This window comes from Aliiroseovarius sp. YM-037, assembly GCF_048060095.1.
Lineage (GTDB): Bacteria > Pseudomonadota > Alphaproteobacteria > Rhodobacterales > Rhodobacteraceae > JBLUOA01.
Map to the genome: position 1 here is coordinate 96,266 of NZ_JBLUOA010000004.1, position 19,737 is coordinate 116,002.

A 19,737-nucleotide genomic window follows, 5' to 3' on the forward strand; every position below is an offset into this window, starting at 1 on the left:
AGGAATTTGACATGAGTGGTGACTATTCCCGTTTCTCGCACGACGCGCTCCGGCGCTATTCCGCGCTGCTGATGCAGCAGGGTCGGGTGCTGCTCGATTCCGATTTCAACGAATTGGTGGAGATCGTCAGCGACCGGATCGGCAAGCTGTCTTTCGATGCAATGGGCAATCCGGGCATTCCGTTGCTGACCAACCCAGATGCGTTTCTGGTGTCGCTTGAGGCCGGACCGCCGCTTGACCTGTCGCTGACGCCGGGGCGCATCTACCTCGATTTCCTGATGGCGGAGATTTTCGAGGGCGAAACAGTCACTTACCTAGGGCAGCCCTTCCTGCCCGACCCGCCGCCGCTGCCGGACGGCGACGCCGCGATTTATCTTGAGATCTATGAAGAGGAGCTGACCTGGGTCGAAGCCCCGCTGCTTGACGCCGCGCTTGGCGGTGTCGACACGACCACGCGGACCCGCGTGAATTGGGTGCTGCGCGTGAATGAGGTCGATGTCGGTGAATGCGGTCTAGACGTGGGTGATCCACCATCTGCCGGGCGGTTGACGACGCAGGCGGTTGCGCCGCCCGCACCGGATGATCCCTGCATCCTGCCGCCCGCCTCGGGCTATCGGGGGCTTGAGAACCGGCTTTACCGGGTTGAGGTGCACGAGGGCGGCGCACTCGGCACTGCGCGGTTCAAATGGTCGCGCGACCACAACTCTATTGTGTCGCCGGTGTCTGACATTGCGCCAGCGGGCCCACAGACGGTGCTGACCGTCGCGCGGATCGGGCGCGATCCGGTGATGCGCTTCATCGCGGGCGATTGGGTGACGATCACTGATGACCACCGCGAATGGATGGACGAACCCGGCGAGATGGCACAGGTCATCGACACGGATGAGGCGAATTCCACCATCACCATCGACCGTGTGATCCCGTCGGGCGGAGGTCGGGCGTTTGGCGGCGATGCCACCGCGCTCGCCGATCGGCACACGCGTGTGCAGAAATGGAATCAGACCGCGGCGACAAATACGGTGGACGGCGACGGCCTGATTGCCACAGGCGCCGGACCGATCCCGGTTGAGGAGGGGATTGAGCTAGTCTTTTCCACCGACCCCGCTGGAGGGGAGTTCCGCCGCGGCGACTACTGGTCCTTCTGGGCGCGGACGGCGACCGCTTCAATCGAGGAATTGTCCGACGCTCCGCCGCGCGGTATCATCCGCCATTATGTCCAGCTTGCTGCGGCCAACGGCCTTGGCGGGGCGAACCCGAACCTGATCGATTGTCGCCCGCAGGAAGAACCCGACGGCGACGGGTGCTGCACCATTGTCGTGCAACCCGGCGACAGCATTCAGGACGCCATCGATGCGCTACCGCCGCAGGGCGGGTGCATCTGCATCAAGGCGGGCGTTCATCCGGTGCCCGCAACGCTGGTCATTGACCTTGCGAACGTCCACATGCACGGCGAAAGCCCCGGCGCGATCCTGACCGGTACCGCGCCCTTGCTACAAATGGGGGTGTCCGGGCAGTCGATCCGCATCGACACGCTTGATTTTCTCGCCCGCGTGCCGGATGGGGGGATCACGCCGATCATCGCGTCGGGTGGCACGAACGACCTGACCATAGAAGATTGTCGCATCGCACCACTGCCCGGCACCTCGGGCGGGGTGGCAATATCGCTGACTCGAACGGATCGGGCGCGGATCGTCGGCAACGCGATTTTCAACACGGATGTCGGAGTGTTGGTGTCGGGCCTGTGCTCGCTGCCTGTCATCGAAGACAACGGGATGCTCTTTGGTCTTGGGCTGGAGAGTGCGCCGGTTGCGACGGGGATCTGGATCACCGGCAATCCGTCGGCCTGCTTTATTGAGGATAATGTGATCCTCGGCGCGCATCAGGGGATCGTGGTGAACGACGCGCCCTTTGCAGCCCCCCGGTCGATGTCGGCCAGCACGATGATTGCGGATAACGCGATCCTGACCGGAGTGCGACAGGGCGAAGGCGATGGCCGCGCCAGGGGGATCGACGCGGCGGCGGATTTCATGACCGTCAAAGGCAATACCATCGCCATCGCCGCCCCCGCCGGGATGGGTATTCGGGCGACCGGGTCGGGATCGACCATCACCGAAAACAAGATCGGAGCGTTAGCGCAATCCGAGGTTCCGGCCTTCGGCATTCAACTGGGGTATGAGGGCGAGGGCGCGGGCCTGTCAAACGGCCTGATCGCGCGAGACAACCAGATCGCGGGGCAATTGATCGGCGTTCTGCTGACTCAGACGACGGGCGCGGCGGTCGTCGGCAACAACATCGTCGCGGTGGAACAGGTGCCAGTGTTCGGTATCCTCAGCCTCAACGCGCCGCTGCAACGGTTCACGGATAACCGGATCGCAGGCACCTTCGTCGGCATCTACACCAATCAGGGCCGCGACAGCCGGATAGAGGGCAACGACGTCATCGGTGGCGTTGGCGGTATCCTCGTCCAAGGCGATTTGCGTCCGACGCTTCAGGGCAATCGGTTGGGCGGGTGCCGTGGCCTTGGTGCCGTAGCGTTTGAGATCATTGGCCGAACGGAATTTATCGCCAACAAGGTCACCAATGCAGGATCGGCCGTCGCGCGGTCCATCGGCCTTGGCGCGTTCATGGTTCTTGGCGAATGGCACGTGGAATCGAACGAGGTCAGCGATACCGGCGTTCCAATCGATGGCGATGGCGCGTCGACCGAGGCATGGGGCATTTGGGGAGATTTGATCCAAGAGGCGCGGATTGAAAGCAACCTCGTCACATATTCCGACGCCCTCAGCCGGGATGTGACCCGAGAGGATCGCGCTCTGATGATGCGCGGCCTGCTTGAATTCCGGGTCCAGCTTGGCGCGGGCGAGGTCGTGTTCGGCTTTCCAATCCAGATCGTCGATAACAAGTTTATCGGCACAGGGGCGAGCGCGCTGGTTGAGCTTGCCCAGCTTCCGGTCAACGACAATATCCGCATCCGGTTTGAACGGGTCTTCTTCAGCAACAACTACTGTATGCACGCCTCTGGTGCGCCGAACGACAGTGTTGCCACCGTGGTTTTGGTCGGCCGCGGATGCACAGTGACAGGCAATCAGGTGAAGGCTACCGCACCGGGGTTCTTTTCTTTCGATTTCAACGGGATGCGCGGGCCGTATGTCGGCAATATCACGACTGGCAACGCGCTGTCTTACAACCCATTCCCGCCCGCTGCGGACGGGCTTCACAACTTTATCCTGTAAACCGGGAGGGCACGATGACACTGGACAAACAGATCGCCGAACAGATCAAGCGCATGGAGCGGCTGCAAAAGGATTTGATCAAGCGCCGCGTCGATGTGGATGACGCCAAGCGACCGGAAGAGATGAAAAAGGAACGCGCCGCCGCGCTGCGCGATGCAATCGCGACGCTTCAAAAGCAGAAACGGGAAACGATCGCCCGCTATGACGCCGAAATCAAAGCGCGGGAAGCGGAACTGAAGACGCTGCAAAAACGAACGGATGTCGAACTGGTGGGCCAGCAAAGCGGCGGCGCACGGGTGAAACGGCAGACGAAGAAGAAACGGCGGCCCAGTGCGACAAAAAAGTAGAATTTTCTGATACCCTACAAAAAATACTTTGTCGGGCAATCGTTCTGATCTATAGATACCCTACAGATAAATCTTTGTAGGGCAACATGGTGGAAAACGACTATAGCATCACCTATCATTCGGCCATCGGGCAGTCGGCCTGGATCGACCTGCTGCGCCTGCTGAAGGAGGAGGCAGTGTCGGATATCCGCGGCACGCCACGGCTAAAGACGCGGGCAGGGCGGGGGTATTGGTATGATCAATACCGCGTCGCCTCAAAGGTCGTGGATCGTTACATCGGCGAGGATACGGAGGAGTTGCGCGAACGGATCGCGCAGCACGAAGCCTTCCGTGCGCAAGCCAAGCGTCGAAATTCAGAGCGCAGTCGCCTGATGCGGATTCTGCGGGCCGAAGGCTATCTGACTGCCGATGTCGGCACCGGGCAGATCCTGCTGGCGATGGCGCGGTCGGGGGCGTTCCGGCTGGGTGGCACGCTGGTCGGCACACAGGCGTTTCGGATGTATGAGGGTGTTCTGGGCGTGCAAATCCGGTCTGACCTGTCGGCGCAGACGGATGACATCGACATCGCGAGTTTTGAACGCCTGTCCATCGCACTTCACGATCAGGCAGAGCCGGGGCTGGAAGATGTGTTCGCCGATCTCGACTTCGCGCCGCTTCCGTCGGTGGACCGGGGTCAAGTCTGGCGCTGGCAGCAAAGCGATCGGCAGACGCTGGTTGAATTCCTGACGCCGTCGTTCCGCGAAGAAGAGGGGATCGTTCCGCTGCCCGCGCTGGGGGTCAGTGCGCAATCGCTCCATTTCCTGAACTACCTGATCGCGGAACCGATTCAGGCGCCTGCGCTTTATCGCGCCGGCATCCTCGTTCAAATTCCCCGGCCCGAACGCTACGCAATCCACAAGCTGATCGTCGCGGAACGGCGGCGCGATGGCACAGCGTCCCAAAAGGCGCGGAAGGATCGTATACAGGCCGATTTCCTGATCCGTGTGCTGGCAGAGGAGCGACCCGAAGACCTGTCCGACGCCTATCGCGTCGCGATGGAAAAAGGCCCGGCGTGGCAAGCCGCGATTGACAGCAGCCTGCGCAGGCTCAAGGCATCGAAGGACATTCTCGGAAACCTGCGATCCTGACGGGCTGCACGATTTCTGCACATCTCCTGCGCCCGATCTGCGGATCGGGTCGGCCATCCTTACCGCGAATGAAGGATGGAGACGACAATGACCCAAGACGTAATTGTGCGCGGCGTGCCAAGGTCGATTGCCTTGGACGGGTGGTGGCTGGCGAGTGAAAGCGTGGACATGCCGGGCAGTGGCGGTGGCGGGGCCGGCGATTGGGGGCGGGTGCTTGGGGCCGGTCGGTCAGGTGGGGTGGCTGGGCTGCTGCTCCTGATCCTTGTCGGGGACATCTTGTTTTGGGGGCATCATCTCGGCCTGTCGCTGGCGCTGTTCGCCGGGGCGGTGTTTGCGGTCGCCGTGTTGGCGACAAAGCCTCGGCGGGGCGTGCTTTATCCGGCGATCTTGTTGTTGGTGACGGTGCTTCCGATTGTCGAGCATCTACAGCTATTATCCCTCGCGTTTCTGGCCGCCGGGCTGATAGCATCGCTGGCGTGGTTGCGCATTCCGCCGGGCGCGGGGTGGGATATGCTGCTGTCGGGCGTCGCCCGACTGTCGGCGGCGGTTCCCGTGCTGGGGGTACGCGATTCAGGACGGGCGCTGGGGCATGTCAGACAGGTGCTGAAAGCGCGGGCGGGTCGGCCTGTGGTATCGACGACTTTCCTGCGTAACTGGGCGTTTCCGGTCGGCGGCACACTGGTTCTGGGCGCGCTGTTGGTCGAGGCGAACCCGGTGATGGAGCGCATCCTGTCAAACAGCCTGCGCATCGACCTTGGTCTTGTTGAATTGGCCGAGCGGGTTTTCTTCTGGCTTGGTCTTGCGCTGCTGGTCTGGCCCTTGCTGAACGCCCCTGAGCCGTCGGTCGGCGCTAAACTGGCGCTGAAGCGCCCGCGGCTTGGCCTCAACTCCGGCTCTGTCCTTCGGGCGCTGACGATGTTTAACCTGCTGCTGGCGGTGCAAACGCTGATGGATGCGTCGATCCTGCTGGGGGGCGCGGATTTGCCTGAAGGGATGACCTACGCAACCTACGCCCATCGCGGTGCCTATCCGCTGCTGACAACCGCCGTGCTGGCGGGAGGCTTCGTCCTCGCCGCGCGGCCATTCCTTGGGGATCACCGGGCGCTGAAACCGCTGCTGTTGCTCTGGTTGGGACAAAACGTCCTGCTGAGCCTGTCGGCGGCCCTGCGGTTAGAGCTTTATATCGACACCTATGGCCTTACCTATCTGCGCATCCACGCGCTGATCTGGATTGGCCTTGTCGCGATCGGGCTGGCGCTGACCGGGTGGCAAATTCTGCGCGGGCGGACGAATGGCTGGCTGCTGCTGCGCGGGGCCGGGTTGGGGGCGGCGACGCTTTATGCCTGTTGTTTCGTGAACTTTGCAGGCGTTATCGCGGAAACCAACCTCGCCCGGTGGGAGCGTAACGATTGGAGCTATATTTGCACGCTTGGCCCCACAGCCTCTGCTGGTGTTACACGGGCGATGGCGGCGAACCCGTGGATCACGTTGCCCTCCTACGCCGAATACTGCCCCGCGCTTCGCACACCGATCATTGACGGCTGGCGTGATTGGGGCTTTCGGAACTGGCGCGTAAGCGATTATCTTGCCGGCGAAACACTGGCGGAGCGCGCGTATGAAAGTCCTTCTCGTCGATGACGATCCCCGCCTGCGCGAAGTCGTGGGCATCGCCCTTGACCGCGCGGGCTATGCGGTCATCACAGTTGCAGACGGACAGGCGGCGCTGACCCACGCAGCGCGTGAGGCGCCCGATCTGATCGTTCTTGACGTCGGCTTGCCCGAACATGACGGGTTCGAGGTCTGCCGCCGTATCCGCGCCCGATCCGACGTGCCGATCCTGTTCCTGACCGCCCGCGATGACGAGATCGACCGCGTGCTGGGGCTGGAGCTCGGGGCCGACGATTATGTCACCAAACCCTTCAGCCCGCGGGAACTTGTCGCCCGCGTCCGGGCGATCCTGAAACGCACGACGGGCGGGCGTGAGGCTCCGGTGCTGACCCACGGACGGATCACGCTCGATCCGGCGGCGCATAGCTGCCGGGTGGGCGACGGGGATGTCGCGCTGACCGCCACCGAATTTACCCTTCTGGCGCAGTTCATCGAACAGCCGAACCGCGTGCGGACCCGCGTGCAGATGATCGACGCGATCTGGGGTGCGAACAGTCAGGTGTCGGACCGCACGCTTGACAGCCACCTGCGCAATCTGCGGCGCAAGCTGGCCGATGCGGGCTGTGCCGACGCCATCGAAACGGTGCATGGCGTCGGGATGCGCATGGGGGCTTGCACCACATGACGCGCCGCTGGCGACCTTCGCTTGGCTTCGTGCTGGGTGGCGCGCTGTGCGGCACGCTGGCGCTGTCGCTGATCGGGTTGGTGGTGTTCCGCTATGTCGGGCCGGAGTTCGGGTTCAGAAACTCTGCCTTCGTGCTGGCGGTGGTGATTGCGGTGCTGACCTCGGTGCTTGGCTGGCTGCTGGTCCGCCTCTTGCTGCGCCCGATCACCGCGCTGGAGCGTTACGCCGCCCAGGTTCGCGCCGCGCCGAAGGACCGCGCCGACCCGCCTGCGCATTTTGGCACGAAAGAACTCTACACCACAGCGCAAAGCGTTATCGAGATGGCGAACACCCTGCGCAATCGCGAAACCACGATCCGCAGTTTCACCGATCATGTGACGCATGAAATCAAAACGCCCGTTTCGGCGATTCGCGCGGCGGTTGAACTGTTGGAAGACGGACAGGGGCTGAGCGACGCCGACCGCCGCCTTGTCACGCAAATCGCCGGGGCGGGCGAGCAGATCGAAGGGCAGCTCGATGCGCTGCGCCGAGCCGCGCGGGCGCGCGAGGTGCGGCATATCGGGGAAACAAAGCTCGCTGATCTGCGCGCTGCGCTGGCCGCCGACCACCCTGATCTGACGGTGCAGATTGATGGTGCGGGTATCGCTATCCCCCTCGCGGCAGAGGGGTTAGGGATTGTGCTTGGCCACCTCCTCAGCAACTCGCAGGCCCATGACGCGACAGAGATTGCGTTGGCCGTGACCGACGATGCAGAGCATGTGACGCTGAGCGTCACCGATAACGGCGCGGGGATTTCCGACGGCAACCGCACCCATGTGTTTGAACCGTTTTTCACGACCAAACGCGATCAGGGCGGCACCGGGATGGGCCTGCCGATCATCCGCAACATCATCAACGCTCATGGCGGAGAGATTACGCTGATCCCCTCCGGCACAGGCGCGGCATTTCAGATCCGGTTTCCAATTGGCTGAGCGTGGCAGAAATAAAGGCAAGGCGCTGATGGTCCAAGGCGCAGGCTCCAACGTCGGGAAGTCCATGCTGGTTGCGGGGCTGTGCCGGGCTGCGCGGCGTCGGGGCATCGACGTCGCGCCGTTCAAGCCGCAGAACATGTCAAACAACGCCGCCGTAACGCCGGACGGCGGGGAAATCGGGCGGGCACAGGCGTTGCAAGCGCTCGCGGCGGGGCTTGAGCCGCACACGGACATGAACCCGGTCCTGCTGAAACCCGAAACCGACATCGGCGCGCAGGTGATTGTGCAGGGGCGGCGGCTGACGACGCTCGCCGCGCGGGACTACGGCAGCCTGAAATCACAGCTTTTGCCGCCGGTTCTGGAAAGCTTCGCGCGGCTGAAGGCGGCACATGACCTTGTGCTGGTCGAAGGGGCCGGCAGTCCGGCCGAGGTCAATCTGCGCGCCAAGGACATCGCCAATATGGGGTTTGCCTGCGCCGCCGACGTTCCTGTCGTGCTGGCTGGTGACATCGAGCGCGGTGGCGTCATCGCCCAGATCGTCGGCACCCAAGCGGTGATGGACGCGGCGGACAACGCGCAGATCGTTGGCTTTCTCATCAACAAATTTCGCGGGGATGTGTCGCTGTTTGACGATGGCTACCGACTGATTGAATACAGCACCGGATGGAGCGGGTTTGGCGTGCTGCCGTTCTTTCCCGATGCCGCAAAACTGCCCGCCGAAGACGCGCTGGACCTGCCACGGCGCAGCAAGGGGCGGGGCTTGCGCATCGCCTGCCTCGCGCTGTCGCGGATTGCGAATTTCGACGATCTTGACCCGCTTGCGCAAGAACCGGGCGTTGATCTGACCCTCATCGCGCCGGGGGAGGTGATACCGGGTGACATTGATCTTGTCATTCTGCCCGGCACGAAATCCACACGCGGCGACCTCGCGTTTCTGCGGGCGCAGGGATGGGATGTTGACCTTGCCGCCCATGTCAGGCGCGGCGGGCATGTGCTGGGAATCTGCGGCGGATACCAGATGCTTGGCGAAACGGTGCGTGACCCCGAAGGGATCGAGGGCGCGGCGGGAGAGACTCCGGGGCTTGGCCTGCTCGACATTGATACTGTGATGAAGCCCGACAAACGCACCACCCGTGTTTCTGCGACCCACGCCGCGACGGGCGCCAAAATCAGCGGATATGAAATCCACATCGGCCAGACGGACGGGCCGGATCGCGCACGGCCCTTCGCCTCTGTCGATGGTCAGCCCGAAGGTGCATCCTCCGCTGATGGGCGGATCACGGGCAGCTACCTGCACGGGCTATTCAGCGATGACAGCTTTCGTGCCGCATTTCTTGAGGGCTTTGGCGTCAGGCCCGCCGGGGTCAGCTATGCCGCGACGGTCGAAGCGACGCTCGACGAGCTGGCCGACTTCATGGAAGCGCATCTGGATGTCGCGGGGCTGCTGGCGGCCGCCCGTTAGGATGCCTTGTTTCGGCGCGCGGGACGGCGTAAAATGCAACTCTCGATGAGGAGTGCCCTGCCGGTGATCAAGTAACAACCAGCGCGAATTGGCCTTGTGCCACTTGGTTGACCTCTTTCATCGGAGCATCTCATGCAATCCATTATCTATGACGTGGCCGTGTCCATCGACGGCTATATTTCCGGTCCCGACGGGGACATCGAGAAATTCCCACATCAAGGGCAGGTGGTCGAAGATTACTTTGCCCGTATGGAAACCTATGCCTGCGCCATCATGGGGCCGCGTTCGATGGCGAAATGACCTGCACGGACACCACGATCCATGACGGAGGTTATCTGTTTCAGGAATTCGCGTTGCGCGGTGGCTAGTCAGCTTTCCTGCAACGGAACGCCCAGAATCTCCCGCGCCTGCTGCCAAGTTGCGACGGGGCGCTCGTGTTTCTCGCATAGTTCAACCGCGCGTTTGACCAGCGCGGCGTTTGAGGGGGCGAGCGTGTTGCGGTCAAGGCGCATGTTGTCCTCCAGCCCGGTCCGAGTATGCCCGCCAGCGGCGATACACCATTCGTTAACCTCAAGCTGATGCCGACCGATCCCGGCAGCGCACCATTCGGTGCCGGGGGCGAGCCGTTCGACGGTTTTGATATAGTAATCAAACACATCTCGGTCGACGGGCATCGCATTCTTCACGCCCATGACGAACTGCACATATAGCTTTCCCGGCAGCTTCCCGGCTTTGTGCATCGCGACCGCTTGGTGGATGTGGCTAAGATCAAACGCCTCAATTTCCGGGATGACATCATACTTGCGCATTTCGCTGGCGAGCCAATCGACAAGATCAGGCGGGTTTTCATAAACGCGGGTGGGAAAGTTGTTCGACCCGACGGAAAGCGATGCCATGTCAGGCCGCAAGGGCAGCATCCCGCCGCGGGTTTTTCCGGCGCCGGAGCGCCCGCCGGTTGACAGTTGAACGACCATGCCGGGGCAGTGTGTCTTGATCCCCTCCATCAGCCGCGCGAATTTTTCGGGGTCGGAGGAGGGGGTTTCATCGTCATTTCGAACATGGCAATGGGCAATGGCAGCGCCCGCCTCAAATGCCTCATGCGTGCTTTCGATCTGTTCGGCCACCGTGACCGGAACCGCGGGGTTGTTGGCCTTGGTCGGGACCGATCCGGTGATCGCGACGCAGATGATGCAGGGTTTGGTCATGCTGTCCTCAAATATCAAAGAATACGGTTTCGGCGTCGTCTTGAAGCCGGATATCAAAGCGATAAACGCCCCCTTGTTTGCGGGCGATCAGGGTATCGCGGCGGGTAGGATCGACCAGCGACAGGATGGGATCGGCGGCGTTCGTATCGCCTTCGTCATCGAAATAAAGCCGTGTGTTCAGCCCGATATTGATCCCGCGCGCGACGATCCAAAGGTTGATATGCGGGGCCATCGTTGGCCCGTCGGGGCCATTGACCGCACCCGGTTTCACCGTGTCAAACGCCCATGCGCCGGTGTCAAAATCGCTGATGACACGACCCCAACCACGAAAACCATCTTCGGCCGAATACTGCCCGTCAGCATTCGCCTGCCACACTTCGATCAGCACGTCCTTCACCGGGTGTTCGTTCCCGTCGAGCACGATGCCTTCGATGCGAATACGCTCGCCTTTCGCGCTCGGCCCGGCGATGTCGTGGCCCAGCTCCTCCCGATAAATATCGAATCCTGCCGAACCGGGGGCGAGGCCGATATGAACGTAAGGCCCGGCGGTTTGCGACGGGGTTTCTTTCAGCTTTGCCATCAGTTCCCCTCCGGTCGATTTTCAAAGGGAGTGGAGCGCCCTCCGCGCAGCACAATGTCAAACTTGTAAGCAATGCTGTCAAACGGGATCGTCGCGTCCATATCAAGCGTTGCGATCAGCGTTTGAACCGCCTTCGGGTCGGGGATCGCGTTGACGATGGCGCATTTTGGGATCAGCGGATCGCCTTCAAAATAAAGCTGCGTAATCAGGCGTTGACAAAAAGCGGTGCCGAAAATCGAAAAGTGAATATGCGCCGGCCGCCAAGTGTTTTCCCCGTTCGGCCACGGGTAAGCGCCGGGTTTCACGGTGGTGAAACGGTAGTAGCCGCTCTCATCCGTCAAAACGCGCCCACAGCCGCCAAAATTCGGATCGATGGGTGCGAAATAAGTGTCGTTCCTATGCCGATAGCGCCCGCCTGCATTGGCTTGCCAGATCTCGACCAGCGTGTTCGGCACGGCCCGCGCGTTTTCGTCGAGAACGCGGCCATGCACGATAATCCGCTCGCCAATCGGATCACCGTCCTTGGCGTAATTCTTCAGCAGATCGCCATCGACCGGATCAATATCGTTATGGCCAAAAACGGGGCCGGTGACTTCGCTGATCGTGTTCGGCAGGCGGATCAAATCGGACCTTGGCGACCGCGCTACGGAGGTTTTGTAATCGGGTGTCAACGCGGGCGGGTGCCAACGCCGATCCCGGTCATTAAATGCGGCGGGAGAAGTCATTCCGGGTCGCTTCCTTCCATCTCGGCATAGGTCTGTTTGGCGAGCTTCAGCGCGTGGTTGGCGCGCGGCACCCCTGCGTAAATCGCGACGTGCTGAAACGTCTCAACGACGTCCTGTTTGCTGGCCCCGGTGTTGGCCGTCGCGCGGATATGCATCGGGATTTCGTCAAAATTCCCCGTCGCGGCCAGCAGCGCGAGCGTCAGCATTGACCGTTCGCGCAGGCTGATCCCTTCGCTTGCCCAAACCGTGCCCCACGCGCCTTCGGTAATCAATGTCTGGAAGGCATCGTCCAGCGGGGTTTTCGCGGCCTCCGCACGGTCGACATGGGCATCACCAAGCACTTTTCGGCGGGTTTTCATGCCTTGGTCATAGCGGTCAGACATGGCCAATCTCCTTCAGAAAACCTTCGATAACAGCAGCATAGGCTTCGGGCGCTTCGACGCAAGGCAGGTGGCCCGCGCCCCGGATCAGGTAAAACCGCGCGCCCGGGATCAGGTCGATGGTTTCGCGCACGAGGTCGGGCGGGGACGCACCATCCCGATCCCCCGCGATGCCAAGGCAGGGCAGGCGCAGGCCGCTTGTCGGTGTGATGAAATCCGTGCCCGCAATGGCGGCGCAGCAGCCGCAGTACCCCTCTATCGGCGTGCCCGTCAGCATGTCACGCCAGAACGGCAATGCGTCTGAGGCACGGAATTTCGGGGCAAACCAACGCTCCATCACCGCGTCGGCTATCGCCTCGATCCCTCCGGCCCGCACGGTGTCGATCCGGTCATGCCACATCTGCGTGGTGCCCATCTTGACGGCGGTGTTCGACAGCACGATCCCACGCACGAGGTCCAGCCGCTTGACCGCCAAGCCCTGCGCGACCATGCCGCCAATCGACAGCCCGACAAACACGCAATCGCGCACGTTCAGATGGTCAAGCAATTGCTCCGCATCGCGCACCAGCGTTCCCATCGCATAGGGCGCATCCGGCACCGAAGATTGCCCGTGCCCGCGCATGTCATAGCGGATGATGCGCAGCGTCCGGGGCAACCGCGCCACCAGATCATCCCAAAGCCGCAAGTCCGTGCCAAGCGACCCCGCCAGCACGACAGGCGGCCCATCGACACTACCATCCTCGTGCCAGTTTAGCGAGACATCGGAGAGGTCGGCCATCGGCATCAGTAGGGCAGCCCGACATAGTTTTCGGCCAGCGCGCGCTGCGCGGCTTCGCTGCTGCGCAGGAACTCGATCTCCGCCCGCTGGATTCTGAGGTCAAACTCCGTTTGTTCGGGGAACCGATGCAGCAGGTTCGTCATCCACCAACTAAACCGCTCCGTCTTCCAAATGCGGGAGAGTGCTTTTTCGGAATAGCGGTCGATGCCTTCCGTATCGCCGCCGTCGTAAAACGCCGTCAGCGCGTGGTAGAGGTAATGCACATCCGACGCCGCCGTGTTTAGCCCCTTCGCGCCGGTCGGTGGCACGATATGCGCCGCGTCGCCGCACAGGAACAGACGGCCCCAGCGCATCGGTTCGGTCACGAAAGACCGGAGCGGGGCGATGGATTTTTCAATCGACGCGCCTGTCACGAGCGACTCCGCCGCCGCGCTTGGAATCCGGCGCATGAGTTCATCCCAGAACATATCGTCGGACCAGTCGTCGGGGCTGTCGGACAGCGAACACTGGATGTAATAGCGGCTTAGGTTGTCGTTCCGCATCGAACACAGCGCAAAGCCGCGATCAGAGCTGGAATAGATCAGCTCATCATTCACCGGCGGGGTCTCGGACAGGATACCGAGCCAGCCGAACGGATAGGTCTTTTCATATTCGCGCCGGACGGTCAGCGGAATCGCTTGACGGCTTGGCCCGTGAAACCCGTCGCACCCGGCAACATAATCGCAATCAAGCCGAACGACCTTCCCGTCATGCAGGAACGTGACAAAAGGCTTGTCAGTATCAAGGTCGTGCGGCGTCACCCCGGAACATTCGTGAAGCACGACCCCCCCAGCCGCGTCCCGCGCATCGTAAAGGTCGCGCGTGACCTCGGTCTGGCCATAGACCACGACGCTTTCGTCGGTGAGGGATTTGAAGTTGATGCCGAACTGTTCCTCGCCATAGGCGATGATCGTGCCGTCATGTGTAAAGCTCTCCGCCTCCATTCGCGCGGCGACGCCGGCCTCTTTCATCAGATTGACAAACCCCGCCTCAAGAATCCCGGCGCGGATACGGCCCAGAACATAATCCCGCGTGCGCCGCTCCAAAACGACGGTGTCGATACCCTTTTCATGCAATAGCTGAGACAGGAGCAGCCCCGACGGCCCCCCTCCGATAATGGCAACCTGGGTTCGCATGGCTTCCTCCTCATCAGGCGTTAGCGTTCGCGCGAAGACCCGATTCTGGATTACGATAGACCGTGGTCTGCCCCGGCAACAAGGTGTCGGATTGGCGCGGGGGTGAAGTCAACCGGATCTTCGTGACCCCAATCACGCTTATCAGGCGATTCCTTCCCGCTGCAGGATTGCCTCAACCATTTCCACGTCACACGGATTGTTCACCTCCCAAAACGAATTCGTCTTTCCGTCTACGCGGATGCACCGAACCGGAACCCCGTTCTCCAGAAACCGAAGCTGTTCCAGCCCCTCAAGCGTTTCAAGCGGTCCGGGGTCGGACTGCATATAACGCTTCAGCGCGTCGGGGGTGTAGGCGTAGACGCCGACGTGATGGAAGACCGGAGTCTCATCTTCGTCGCCGTAATCGCTTGTGTAGGGGATGACTTCCTTCGAAAAATAAAGCGCGTGGCCGCTTTGATCAAATACTGCAGTAGTGCCGCCCACGCGCCCTTCGCGGCGGTCTTTTTTCAACAGGTTGAGGTGCGCTCCGGTCGTTTTGAGGGCAGGCGTTGCGACCTGCGGGGCGTCCGCTTCGGACATCGCGTTGATGAGGGCTTCGACATACCGAGATGGCGTCAGCGGAGCGTCGCCTTGCAGATTGACCACAACGTCGGGCGGCGTATCAAGCTGGGCCAACGCCTCGGCGCAGCGTTCGGTTCCATTGCGACACGCGTCCGACGTCATCAGGGTTGTTGCGCCGAACTCATCTGCCGCCGCCCGGATTCTTTCGTCTTCGGTCAGGATAAACACACCGTCGACACCGACCACGGCCTTTGCTGCTTCCCAGCTGCGCTGAAGCAGGGATTTCGCTTGGCCGTTTGCACCTTTCAGCATGACAAGCGGTTTGCCCGGAAAGCGGGTTGAGGCAAAGCGGGCAGGGATGAAGATCACAGGCTTATGGCGCATGGCGATGTGTTTTCACGAAGTGCTGGAATTTGCAAGTTGGGTGCCTTCGTCACCCCTAACCCGACCGAATACGGAAAAAGATTGTGTAAAGTGTTGGCACGACGATCAGGGTCAGGATTGTCGCGAAGCTGAGGCCGCAGATGATTACAACTGCCAGAGATTGAAAGAACGGATCCCACAATAGCGGCACGACGCCCAGAACGGTCGTCAGAACGCCGAGCGCGACCGGGCGCACGCGGCTGACCGCTGCGTCGACAACAGCCTGCATCCTGTCTTTTCCGTCAGCGATCTGGGTGTCGATCTCATCAATCAACACGATGGCGTTTTTGATGAGCATTCCGGTCAGCGACAGGATGCCGAGGATCGCCATGAATTCCAGCGGGGTTTGCGTTCCGGCAAGCCCCCAGACGACGCCGATCAGGGCCAGCGGGACCGTTAGCCATATGATCAGGGGTTGCCGCACGGCGTTGAACAGGAACAGAACCACCAAGATCATTGCGCCAAATCCAAGCGGCATCGTGGCGGCGAGGCCGGCGTTCGCCTCTTGGCTACTGCCGTATTCGCCCTTCCACTCCATCGAATAGCCGGCGGGTAGCTCAATCGCCTCAATTGGGCCTCGCACGGTATCAAATAAGTCACCGGACAGGACGCCGGGGGCGTTGTCGGACTGTGCTGTTATGGCAAGCTGGCGGTCGATCCTGCGCAGATTGCCGGCCTCAAACACAAGATCGAACCGGTCGACCACTTGGGCGATGGGAACGTAGCCGCCGAGCACCTCGCTAAACACTTGAATGTCTTGCAGGCGTTCGACATCGTCGCGGTCCGCTTCGAACGGACGCATGATTACATCGCGCAGTTCGTCGCCTTCGCGGTAAACGCCCAGCTTTGCGCCGTTCAGATGGCTATAGAGGGCGTTGGAAATTTCACCCTGTGTCAGCCCCAGCCTCCGTGCGTTTTCCGTATTGATGGCCGGTTGGATGACCTGCACCTGTTCGCGCCAGTCATCCTTGATCGCGATGGCACCTGCATCGGCCATGATCGTCTTGGCCTGCAACGCAAGATCACGCAGCACGGCCGCTTCTGGTCCGAAAAAGCGCACCTCAACCTTTGATCCGCTGCCGGGGCCAAGGACGAATTTCCAAACCTTTGCGGTCGCTACGGGAAATATGTCGTTTATCCAGCCCTGAAGGTTGGCGCGCAGGTCGTCGATTTGCGCCGCGTTTTCAACATCGACAAGCACCTGACCATAGGCGGAGTTTTGGTTCTCGCTCTCGTAGATCAGCATGAACCGGGTATGCCCGCCGCCAACGGTCGTGTTCGTGCCTGTGACCCCCGGCAAGGTTCGGGCGTATTCGTCGATTTTCAGAACATCGGCCTGAGTTTGTGAGATGTCGGTGCCTTGCGGCAGGAAATAGTCGATTACGAACTGCGCGCGGGTTGAGCTTGGGAAGAACCCCGGCGGAACGTAGCTAAACAGCGCGAGGGCCGAAACAAACAGCGCGACAACCACAGCCACCGTGACGTAGCGAATGGCAATCGCGCGCGTAAGAAGGTTTCGATAGATGCGCAAGACGACGTTCTCGCCCTCATCCTTCTTTTGGCTGGGTTTCAGCAGCAGCGTGCAGAAATAAGGCGTCAGCCAGATCGCCACCAACCAGGAAAACAGCAGAGAGATTGAGATGGTCCAGAACAGACTGCCGGCATATTCGCCCGTATTGTCCGGCGAAAATCCGATGGGTGAGAACGCCAGAAGGCCAACGACCGTGCCCCCCAGCAGCGGCCATTTCGTCTGATTGACCACGGCGATTGAAGCAGCGGCAGCCGTTTCGCCCTTTTGCACCCGGACGAGCGTGCCCTCCACCACGACAATCGCGTTGTCGACAAGCATTCCCAATGCGATGATCAGCGCCCCCAGCGAAATCCGCTGCATGTCGAGCCCATAGAGATACATGCCCATCAAGGTGCCAGCGACAGTGACCAACAGGATGCCACCCATCAGAATCCCGGACCGCAGGCCCATGAAGATCAACAGCGTTCCAACCACAATCGCCAATGCCACCGCGACATTCATCACAAAGTCATTCACGGATTCGTTGACCGTGACCGATTGATCGGAAATGGGCAGCACATCCATCCCGATTGGGCGTTCCGAGATCAGCGCATCCAGTCGCGCCTTTACCTCTTCCCCCATCGTCACGACGTTGCCGCCAAGCGTATTGGAAATACCGATACCGATGGCCGGGCGTCCGTCGCGATAAAGCAGCCTCGTCGCGGGTTCTTTCAGCCCGCGCGTGATTGTCGCTATGTCAGACAAGCGAAAGGACGCGCCGGTTTTGGGGTCCGATATCAGCAAATCGCCAATTGCCTGCGTCGAAGACACCCCCGATCTTGGTCGTATTTCAAGCCGGGTTTGACCGGCTTGGATTGACCCGCCGGGGGTGACGAGGTTCTGCCCCTCCAGCACTTGTGCGATTTGTCCGGGCGACAGGCCAAGACCGATCAGACGGGCCGGAGAATACTCAACATAAATCACCTCATCCTGAACGCCGTTCAGGACGACTTTTGATACTCCGTCCACCGTGACCAGTTCGCGTTGCAGATCTTTGGCGTATTCATAAATTTCGGAGATCGAATACCCGTCACCGACAACCGCGAAATAAACCGCGTAGACGTCACCGAAATCGTCATAGACCTGACTGGGCAGAGCGTTGGGTGGCAGGTTGAATTGCGCGTCGTCAATCTTGGCCCGCATCTGCGAAAATCGTTGGTAGAGAGAAGGGTAATCCGGCGTTGACGCGATGGTAAACTCGACCGTCACGTTGCTTAATCCGGGTGAAGAGACGGACCGAACCTCATCAACGCCCTGCAATTGTTGTAGCGCGTTTTCAATGACTTCCGTGACTTCGGCGGCAACCTCCTCTGAACCCGCACCGGGGTAGGGCGTGAGGATTTGCGCCTGCCGGATGATGAACTCGGGGTCTTCAAACCGTGGCAGTTTTGTATAGGCGAAATATCCGGCGAACAGGATCAACAGCGTCGAGATCGCGGAGATCAGACGCTTTTCGATGGCAAAGCGTGCAAGGTCCATCAATTAGCCTCCAACGCTGGTGATTGGACGTATTGCCATGCCTTCCAGTATTTGACTGACCCCCGCCGCGACAATCGTATCGCCCGCCGCAAGGCCCGATGTGACCGCAACGCTGGCACCCTTTGCCGGGCCTAAACTCACATCCTTTCGGGAAACAGTATTGTCTGCGCCGACGATCCATACAAACGGTGCGCCGTCAGACGCGGCAGCAACGGCGGTCAGCGGGATCATAAGGTCAGATCCATTGCCGGGTGCCGAAGAAATTACCCGCCCCACCATACCGGGAAGAATGACGGCATCCTCGGGCTGCGATACGGCAACCCGTCCGCGATAGGTTTGGGTTGCAGCGTCGGCCTGAACCGAAAATTCCACCACTTCGGATTCGAAGGTTTCTCCGGGGATCGCGTCAAACATTACCGTATTGCTGATGCTTTCGCGGCCATTGGCCGTCAATGCTGTAACATCAGGCCCGGGCACGTCAAAGATCAGATGAACCGTGTCCAGCGCTTGCAAAAGGGCGATGCTTTGACCGGGTTGAATGTTGGTGAAATTCTCAATGTCCCGGCGCGCGACCACACCATCGAACGGCGACCGCAAGGTGGCATCGTCAAGATTGTCCCTGGCGACCTTCAATTGGGCGTCGATGCCGCGCAGGGCTGCCTCTGCGGACTCGATGTCCTCCGGGCGACCACCCGCGCGACCTATGATGAGCTGCTCTCGCTGGGCTTCCAGCGCGGCTTGGGCCACCCTGAACGCCGCTTCGTCCTGCTCCAGTTTCGCTGCCGCAGCGACGCCGCGTTCCACCAGCTGGCGTGTCCGTTCAACTTGATCCTGCGCTTGATCCAATTGCGCCTGCGCGGATGCGACCGCAGCCTCTAACGCGGCAATCTCCTCGGCCCGCGCGCCCGCCTTGAGCGCCGAAAGCTGCGCCTCAGCCTGATCGCGTTGACTTTGAAGCTGCGCGATCTGCGTCTCAAAATCCCGTGCATCCAGTCGGGCGATCACATCCCCTTCGGCAACATTCATGGCCCCGCGCACCGGCAGTTCCACGACCCGGCCACCGACCCTAAAGGACAGTTCGACCTCTTTCGACGGCAACACGATAGCGGGGTAACTGCGCCTGAGAACGCTGTCGGTTGCCTCAACCTCATGCACCTTGGCCGGACGGGCCGAATCCTGTGCAAACGCGGGCAAGCCGAACAGGCCCGCCGCCGCCACTATCGCCAAAAGACCAGTGAGTTTCATCGGATCGACGCCCCGCAAAATTGCTGTGAATATCTCGCCAGAATACAGCAATGCGGTGGAGTTTGAAGCGCCGATCATCGCATTGTGCCAACGCACCTTAGCATCATGAACGCCGAAATTCTTCTTGATGGGATCAATGTCGACAAAAGGGTTGCCTAACCCTTCGCAGCTTCCTACCTTTCC

The 19,737-nt window shown here is 61.0% G+C and carries 17 protein-coding genes; 8 read left to right on the forward strand and 9 right to left on the reverse strand.

The genetic code is table 11. The features are described 5' to 3' along the window. The first annotated feature begins 11 nt into the window (after window positions 1–11). From ACEWPJ_RS15095 to ACEWPJ_RS15130, 8 genes are all read left to right on the forward strand, one after another. On the forward strand, window positions 12–3,233 hold the full coding sequence (locus ACEWPJ_RS15095; protein WP_416513943.1) for a DUF6519 domain-containing protein: 3,222 nt from the start codon (window positions 12–14) through the stop codon (window positions 3,231–3,233). A gap of 14 nt (window positions 3,234–3,247) precedes the next feature. After that, a complete protein-coding gene (locus ACEWPJ_RS15100; protein ID WP_416513944.1) occupies window positions 3,248–3,580 on the forward strand; it encodes a hypothetical protein in 333 nt (110 codons plus the stop codon). Window positions 3,581–3,669: 89 nt separating this feature from the next. After that, window positions 3,670–4,707, forward strand: a complete 1,038-nt coding sequence (locus ACEWPJ_RS15105) for a GSU2403 family nucleotidyltransferase fold protein (protein ID WP_416513945.1) — start codon at window positions 3,670–3,672, stop codon at window positions 4,705–4,707. A gap of 87 nt (window positions 4,708–4,794) precedes the next feature. Further along, on the forward strand, window positions 4,795–6,345 hold the full coding sequence (locus ACEWPJ_RS15110) for a DUF4153 domain-containing protein (protein ID WP_416513946.1): 1,551 nt from the start codon (window positions 4,795–4,797) through the stop codon (window positions 6,343–6,345). Then, entirely contained in the window at window positions 6,323–7,000 is a 678-nt protein-coding gene (locus tag ACEWPJ_RS15115; protein WP_416513947.1) for a response regulator transcription factor, read from the forward strand. The genes ACEWPJ_RS15110 and ACEWPJ_RS15115 overlap by 23 nt, the downstream gene beginning before the upstream one ends. Further along, on the forward strand, window positions 6,997–7,971 hold the full coding sequence (locus ACEWPJ_RS15120; RefSeq protein WP_416513948.1) for a sensor histidine kinase: 975 nt from the start codon (window positions 6,997–6,999) through the stop codon (window positions 7,969–7,971). Before ACEWPJ_RS15115 ends, ACEWPJ_RS15120 begins: the two co-directional genes overlap by 4 nt. Window positions 7,972–7,999: 28 nt before the next feature. Further along, window positions 8,000–9,433 carry a cobyric acid synthase gene (locus ACEWPJ_RS15125; protein WP_416513949.1) on the forward strand — a complete coding sequence of 478 codons (1,434 nt, stop codon included), beginning with the start codon at window positions 8,000–8,002 and terminating at the stop codon, window positions 9,431–9,433. Window positions 9,434–9,565: 132 nt separating this feature from the next. Then, window positions 9,566–9,733 carry a hypothetical protein gene (locus tag ACEWPJ_RS15130; RefSeq protein WP_416513950.1) on the forward strand — a complete coding sequence of 56 codons (168 nt, stop codon included), beginning with the start codon at window positions 9,566–9,568 and terminating at the stop codon, window positions 9,731–9,733. 68 nt (window positions 9,734–9,801) lie between these two features. Here ACEWPJ_RS15130 and ACEWPJ_RS15135 read toward each other — a convergent pair whose 3' ends face one another. The 9 genes from ACEWPJ_RS15135 to ACEWPJ_RS15175 all read right to left on the reverse strand — a co-directional run bounded on the left by ACEWPJ_RS15135 (window position 9,802) and on the right by ACEWPJ_RS15175 (window position 19,554). Beyond that, window positions 9,802–10,638, reverse strand: a complete 837-nt coding sequence (locus tag ACEWPJ_RS15135; RefSeq protein WP_416513951.1) for a 3-keto-5-aminohexanoate cleavage protein — start codon at window positions 10,636–10,638, stop codon at window positions 9,802–9,804. Between the two features lie 7 nt (window positions 10,639–10,645). Further along, window positions 10,646–11,218 (reverse strand): protocatechuate 3,4-dioxygenase subunit alpha, encoded by a 573-nt coding sequence (gene pcaG, locus ACEWPJ_RS15140; protein ID WP_416513952.1) that lies wholly within the window; start codon window positions 11,216–11,218, stop codon window positions 10,646–10,648. Next, window positions 11,218–11,943, reverse strand: a complete 726-nt coding sequence (gene pcaH, locus ACEWPJ_RS15145) for a protocatechuate 3,4-dioxygenase subunit beta (protein ID WP_416513953.1) — start codon at window positions 11,941–11,943, stop codon at window positions 11,218–11,220. The genes pcaG and pcaH overlap by 1 nt, the downstream gene beginning before the upstream one ends. After that, window positions 11,940–12,326 carry a 4-carboxymuconolactone decarboxylase gene (gene pcaC, locus ACEWPJ_RS15150; protein WP_416513954.1) on the reverse strand — a complete coding sequence of 129 codons (387 nt, stop codon included), beginning with the start codon at window positions 12,324–12,326 and terminating at the stop codon, window positions 11,940–11,942. Before pcaC ends, pcaH begins: the two co-directional genes overlap by 4 nt. Next, entirely contained in the window at window positions 12,319–13,107 is a 789-nt protein-coding gene (pcaD, locus tag ACEWPJ_RS15155) for a 3-oxoadipate enol-lactonase (protein ID WP_416513955.1), read from the reverse strand. Before pcaD ends, pcaC begins: the two co-directional genes overlap by 8 nt. Further along, a complete protein-coding gene (pobA, locus tag ACEWPJ_RS15160) occupies window positions 13,107–14,276 on the reverse strand; it encodes a 4-hydroxybenzoate 3-monooxygenase (protein ID WP_416513956.1) in 1,170 nt (389 codons plus the stop codon). Before pobA ends, pcaD begins: the two co-directional genes overlap by 1 nt. Window positions 14,277–14,417: 141 nt before the next feature. Continuing rightward, complete coding sequence (locus ACEWPJ_RS15165; protein ID WP_416513957.1) at window positions 14,418–15,221, reverse strand: 3-deoxy-manno-octulosonate cytidylyltransferase; 804 nt, start codon at window positions 15,219–15,221, stop codon at window positions 14,418–14,420. Between the two features lie 55 nt (window positions 15,222–15,276). After that, on the reverse strand, window positions 15,277–18,309 hold the full coding sequence (locus ACEWPJ_RS15170; protein WP_416513958.1) for an efflux RND transporter permease subunit: 3,033 nt from the start codon (window positions 18,307–18,309) through the stop codon (window positions 15,277–15,279). Between the two features lie 3 nt (window positions 18,310–18,312). Then, a complete protein-coding gene (locus ACEWPJ_RS15175) occupies window positions 18,313–19,554 on the reverse strand; it encodes an efflux RND transporter periplasmic adaptor subunit (protein ID WP_416513959.1) in 1,242 nt (413 codons plus the stop codon). Between the last annotated feature and the right edge of the window lie 183 nt (window positions 19,555–19,737).

What these genes read in the sequence shown, in the direction of transcription:
- ACEWPJ_RS15110 (WP_416513946.1), top strand. Translation starts at nt 4,795, where the DNA reads ATGACCCAAGACGTAATTGTGCGCGGCGTGCCAAGGTCGATTGCCTTG.
- pcaD (WP_416513955.1), bottom strand. Translation starts at nt 13,107, where the DNA reads ATGCCGATGGCCGACCTCTCCGATGTCTCGCTAAACTGGCACGAGGAT.
- ACEWPJ_RS15165 (WP_416513957.1), bottom strand. Translation starts at nt 15,221, where the DNA reads ATGCGCCATAAGCCTGTGATCTTCATCCCTGCCCGCTTTGCCTCAACC.
- ACEWPJ_RS15115 (WP_416513947.1), top strand. Translation starts at nt 6,323, where the DNA reads ATGAAAGTCCTTCTCGTCGATGACGATCCCCGCCTGCGCGAAGTCGTG.
- pcaG (WP_416513952.1), bottom strand. Translation starts at nt 11,218, where the DNA reads ATGGCAAAGCTGAAAGAAACCCCGTCGCAAACCGCCGGGCCTTACGTT.
- pcaH (WP_416513953.1), bottom strand. Translation starts at nt 11,943, where the DNA reads ATGACTTCTCCCGCCGCATTTAATGACCGGGATCGGCGTTGGCACCCG.
- pobA (WP_416513956.1), bottom strand. Translation starts at nt 14,276, where the DNA reads ATGCGAACCCAGGTTGCCATTATCGGAGGGGGGCCGTCGGGGCTGCTC.
- ACEWPJ_RS15135 (WP_416513951.1), bottom strand. Translation starts at nt 10,638, where the DNA reads ATGACCAAACCCTGCATCATCTGCGTCGCGATCACCGGATCGGTCCCG.
- ACEWPJ_RS15130 (WP_416513950.1), top strand. Translation starts at nt 9,566, where the DNA reads ATGCAATCCATTATCTATGACGTGGCCGTGTCCATCGACGGCTATATT.
- ACEWPJ_RS15095 (WP_416513943.1), top strand. Translation starts at nt 12, where the DNA reads ATGAGTGGTGACTATTCCCGTTTCTCGCACGACGCGCTCCGGCGCTAT.
- ACEWPJ_RS15170 (WP_416513958.1), bottom strand. Translation starts at nt 18,309, where the DNA reads ATGGACCTTGCACGCTTTGCCATCGAAAAGCGTCTGATCTCCGCGATC.
- ACEWPJ_RS15125 (WP_416513949.1), top strand. Translation starts at nt 8,000, where the DNA reads ATGGTCCAAGGCGCAGGCTCCAACGTCGGGAAGTCCATGCTGGTTGCG.
- ACEWPJ_RS15175 (WP_416513959.1), bottom strand. Translation starts at nt 19,554, where the DNA reads ATGAAACTCACTGGTCTTTTGGCGATAGTGGCGGCGGCGGGCCTGTTC.
- pcaC (WP_416513954.1), bottom strand. Translation starts at nt 12,326, where the DNA reads ATGTCTGACCGCTATGACCAAGGCATGAAAACCCGCCGAAAAGTGCTT.
- ACEWPJ_RS15100 (WP_416513944.1), top strand. Translation starts at nt 3,248, where the DNA reads ATGACACTGGACAAACAGATCGCCGAACAGATCAAGCGCATGGAGCGG.
- ACEWPJ_RS15120 (WP_416513948.1), top strand. Translation starts at nt 6,997, where the DNA reads ATGACGCGCCGCTGGCGACCTTCGCTTGGCTTCGTGCTGGGTGGCGCG.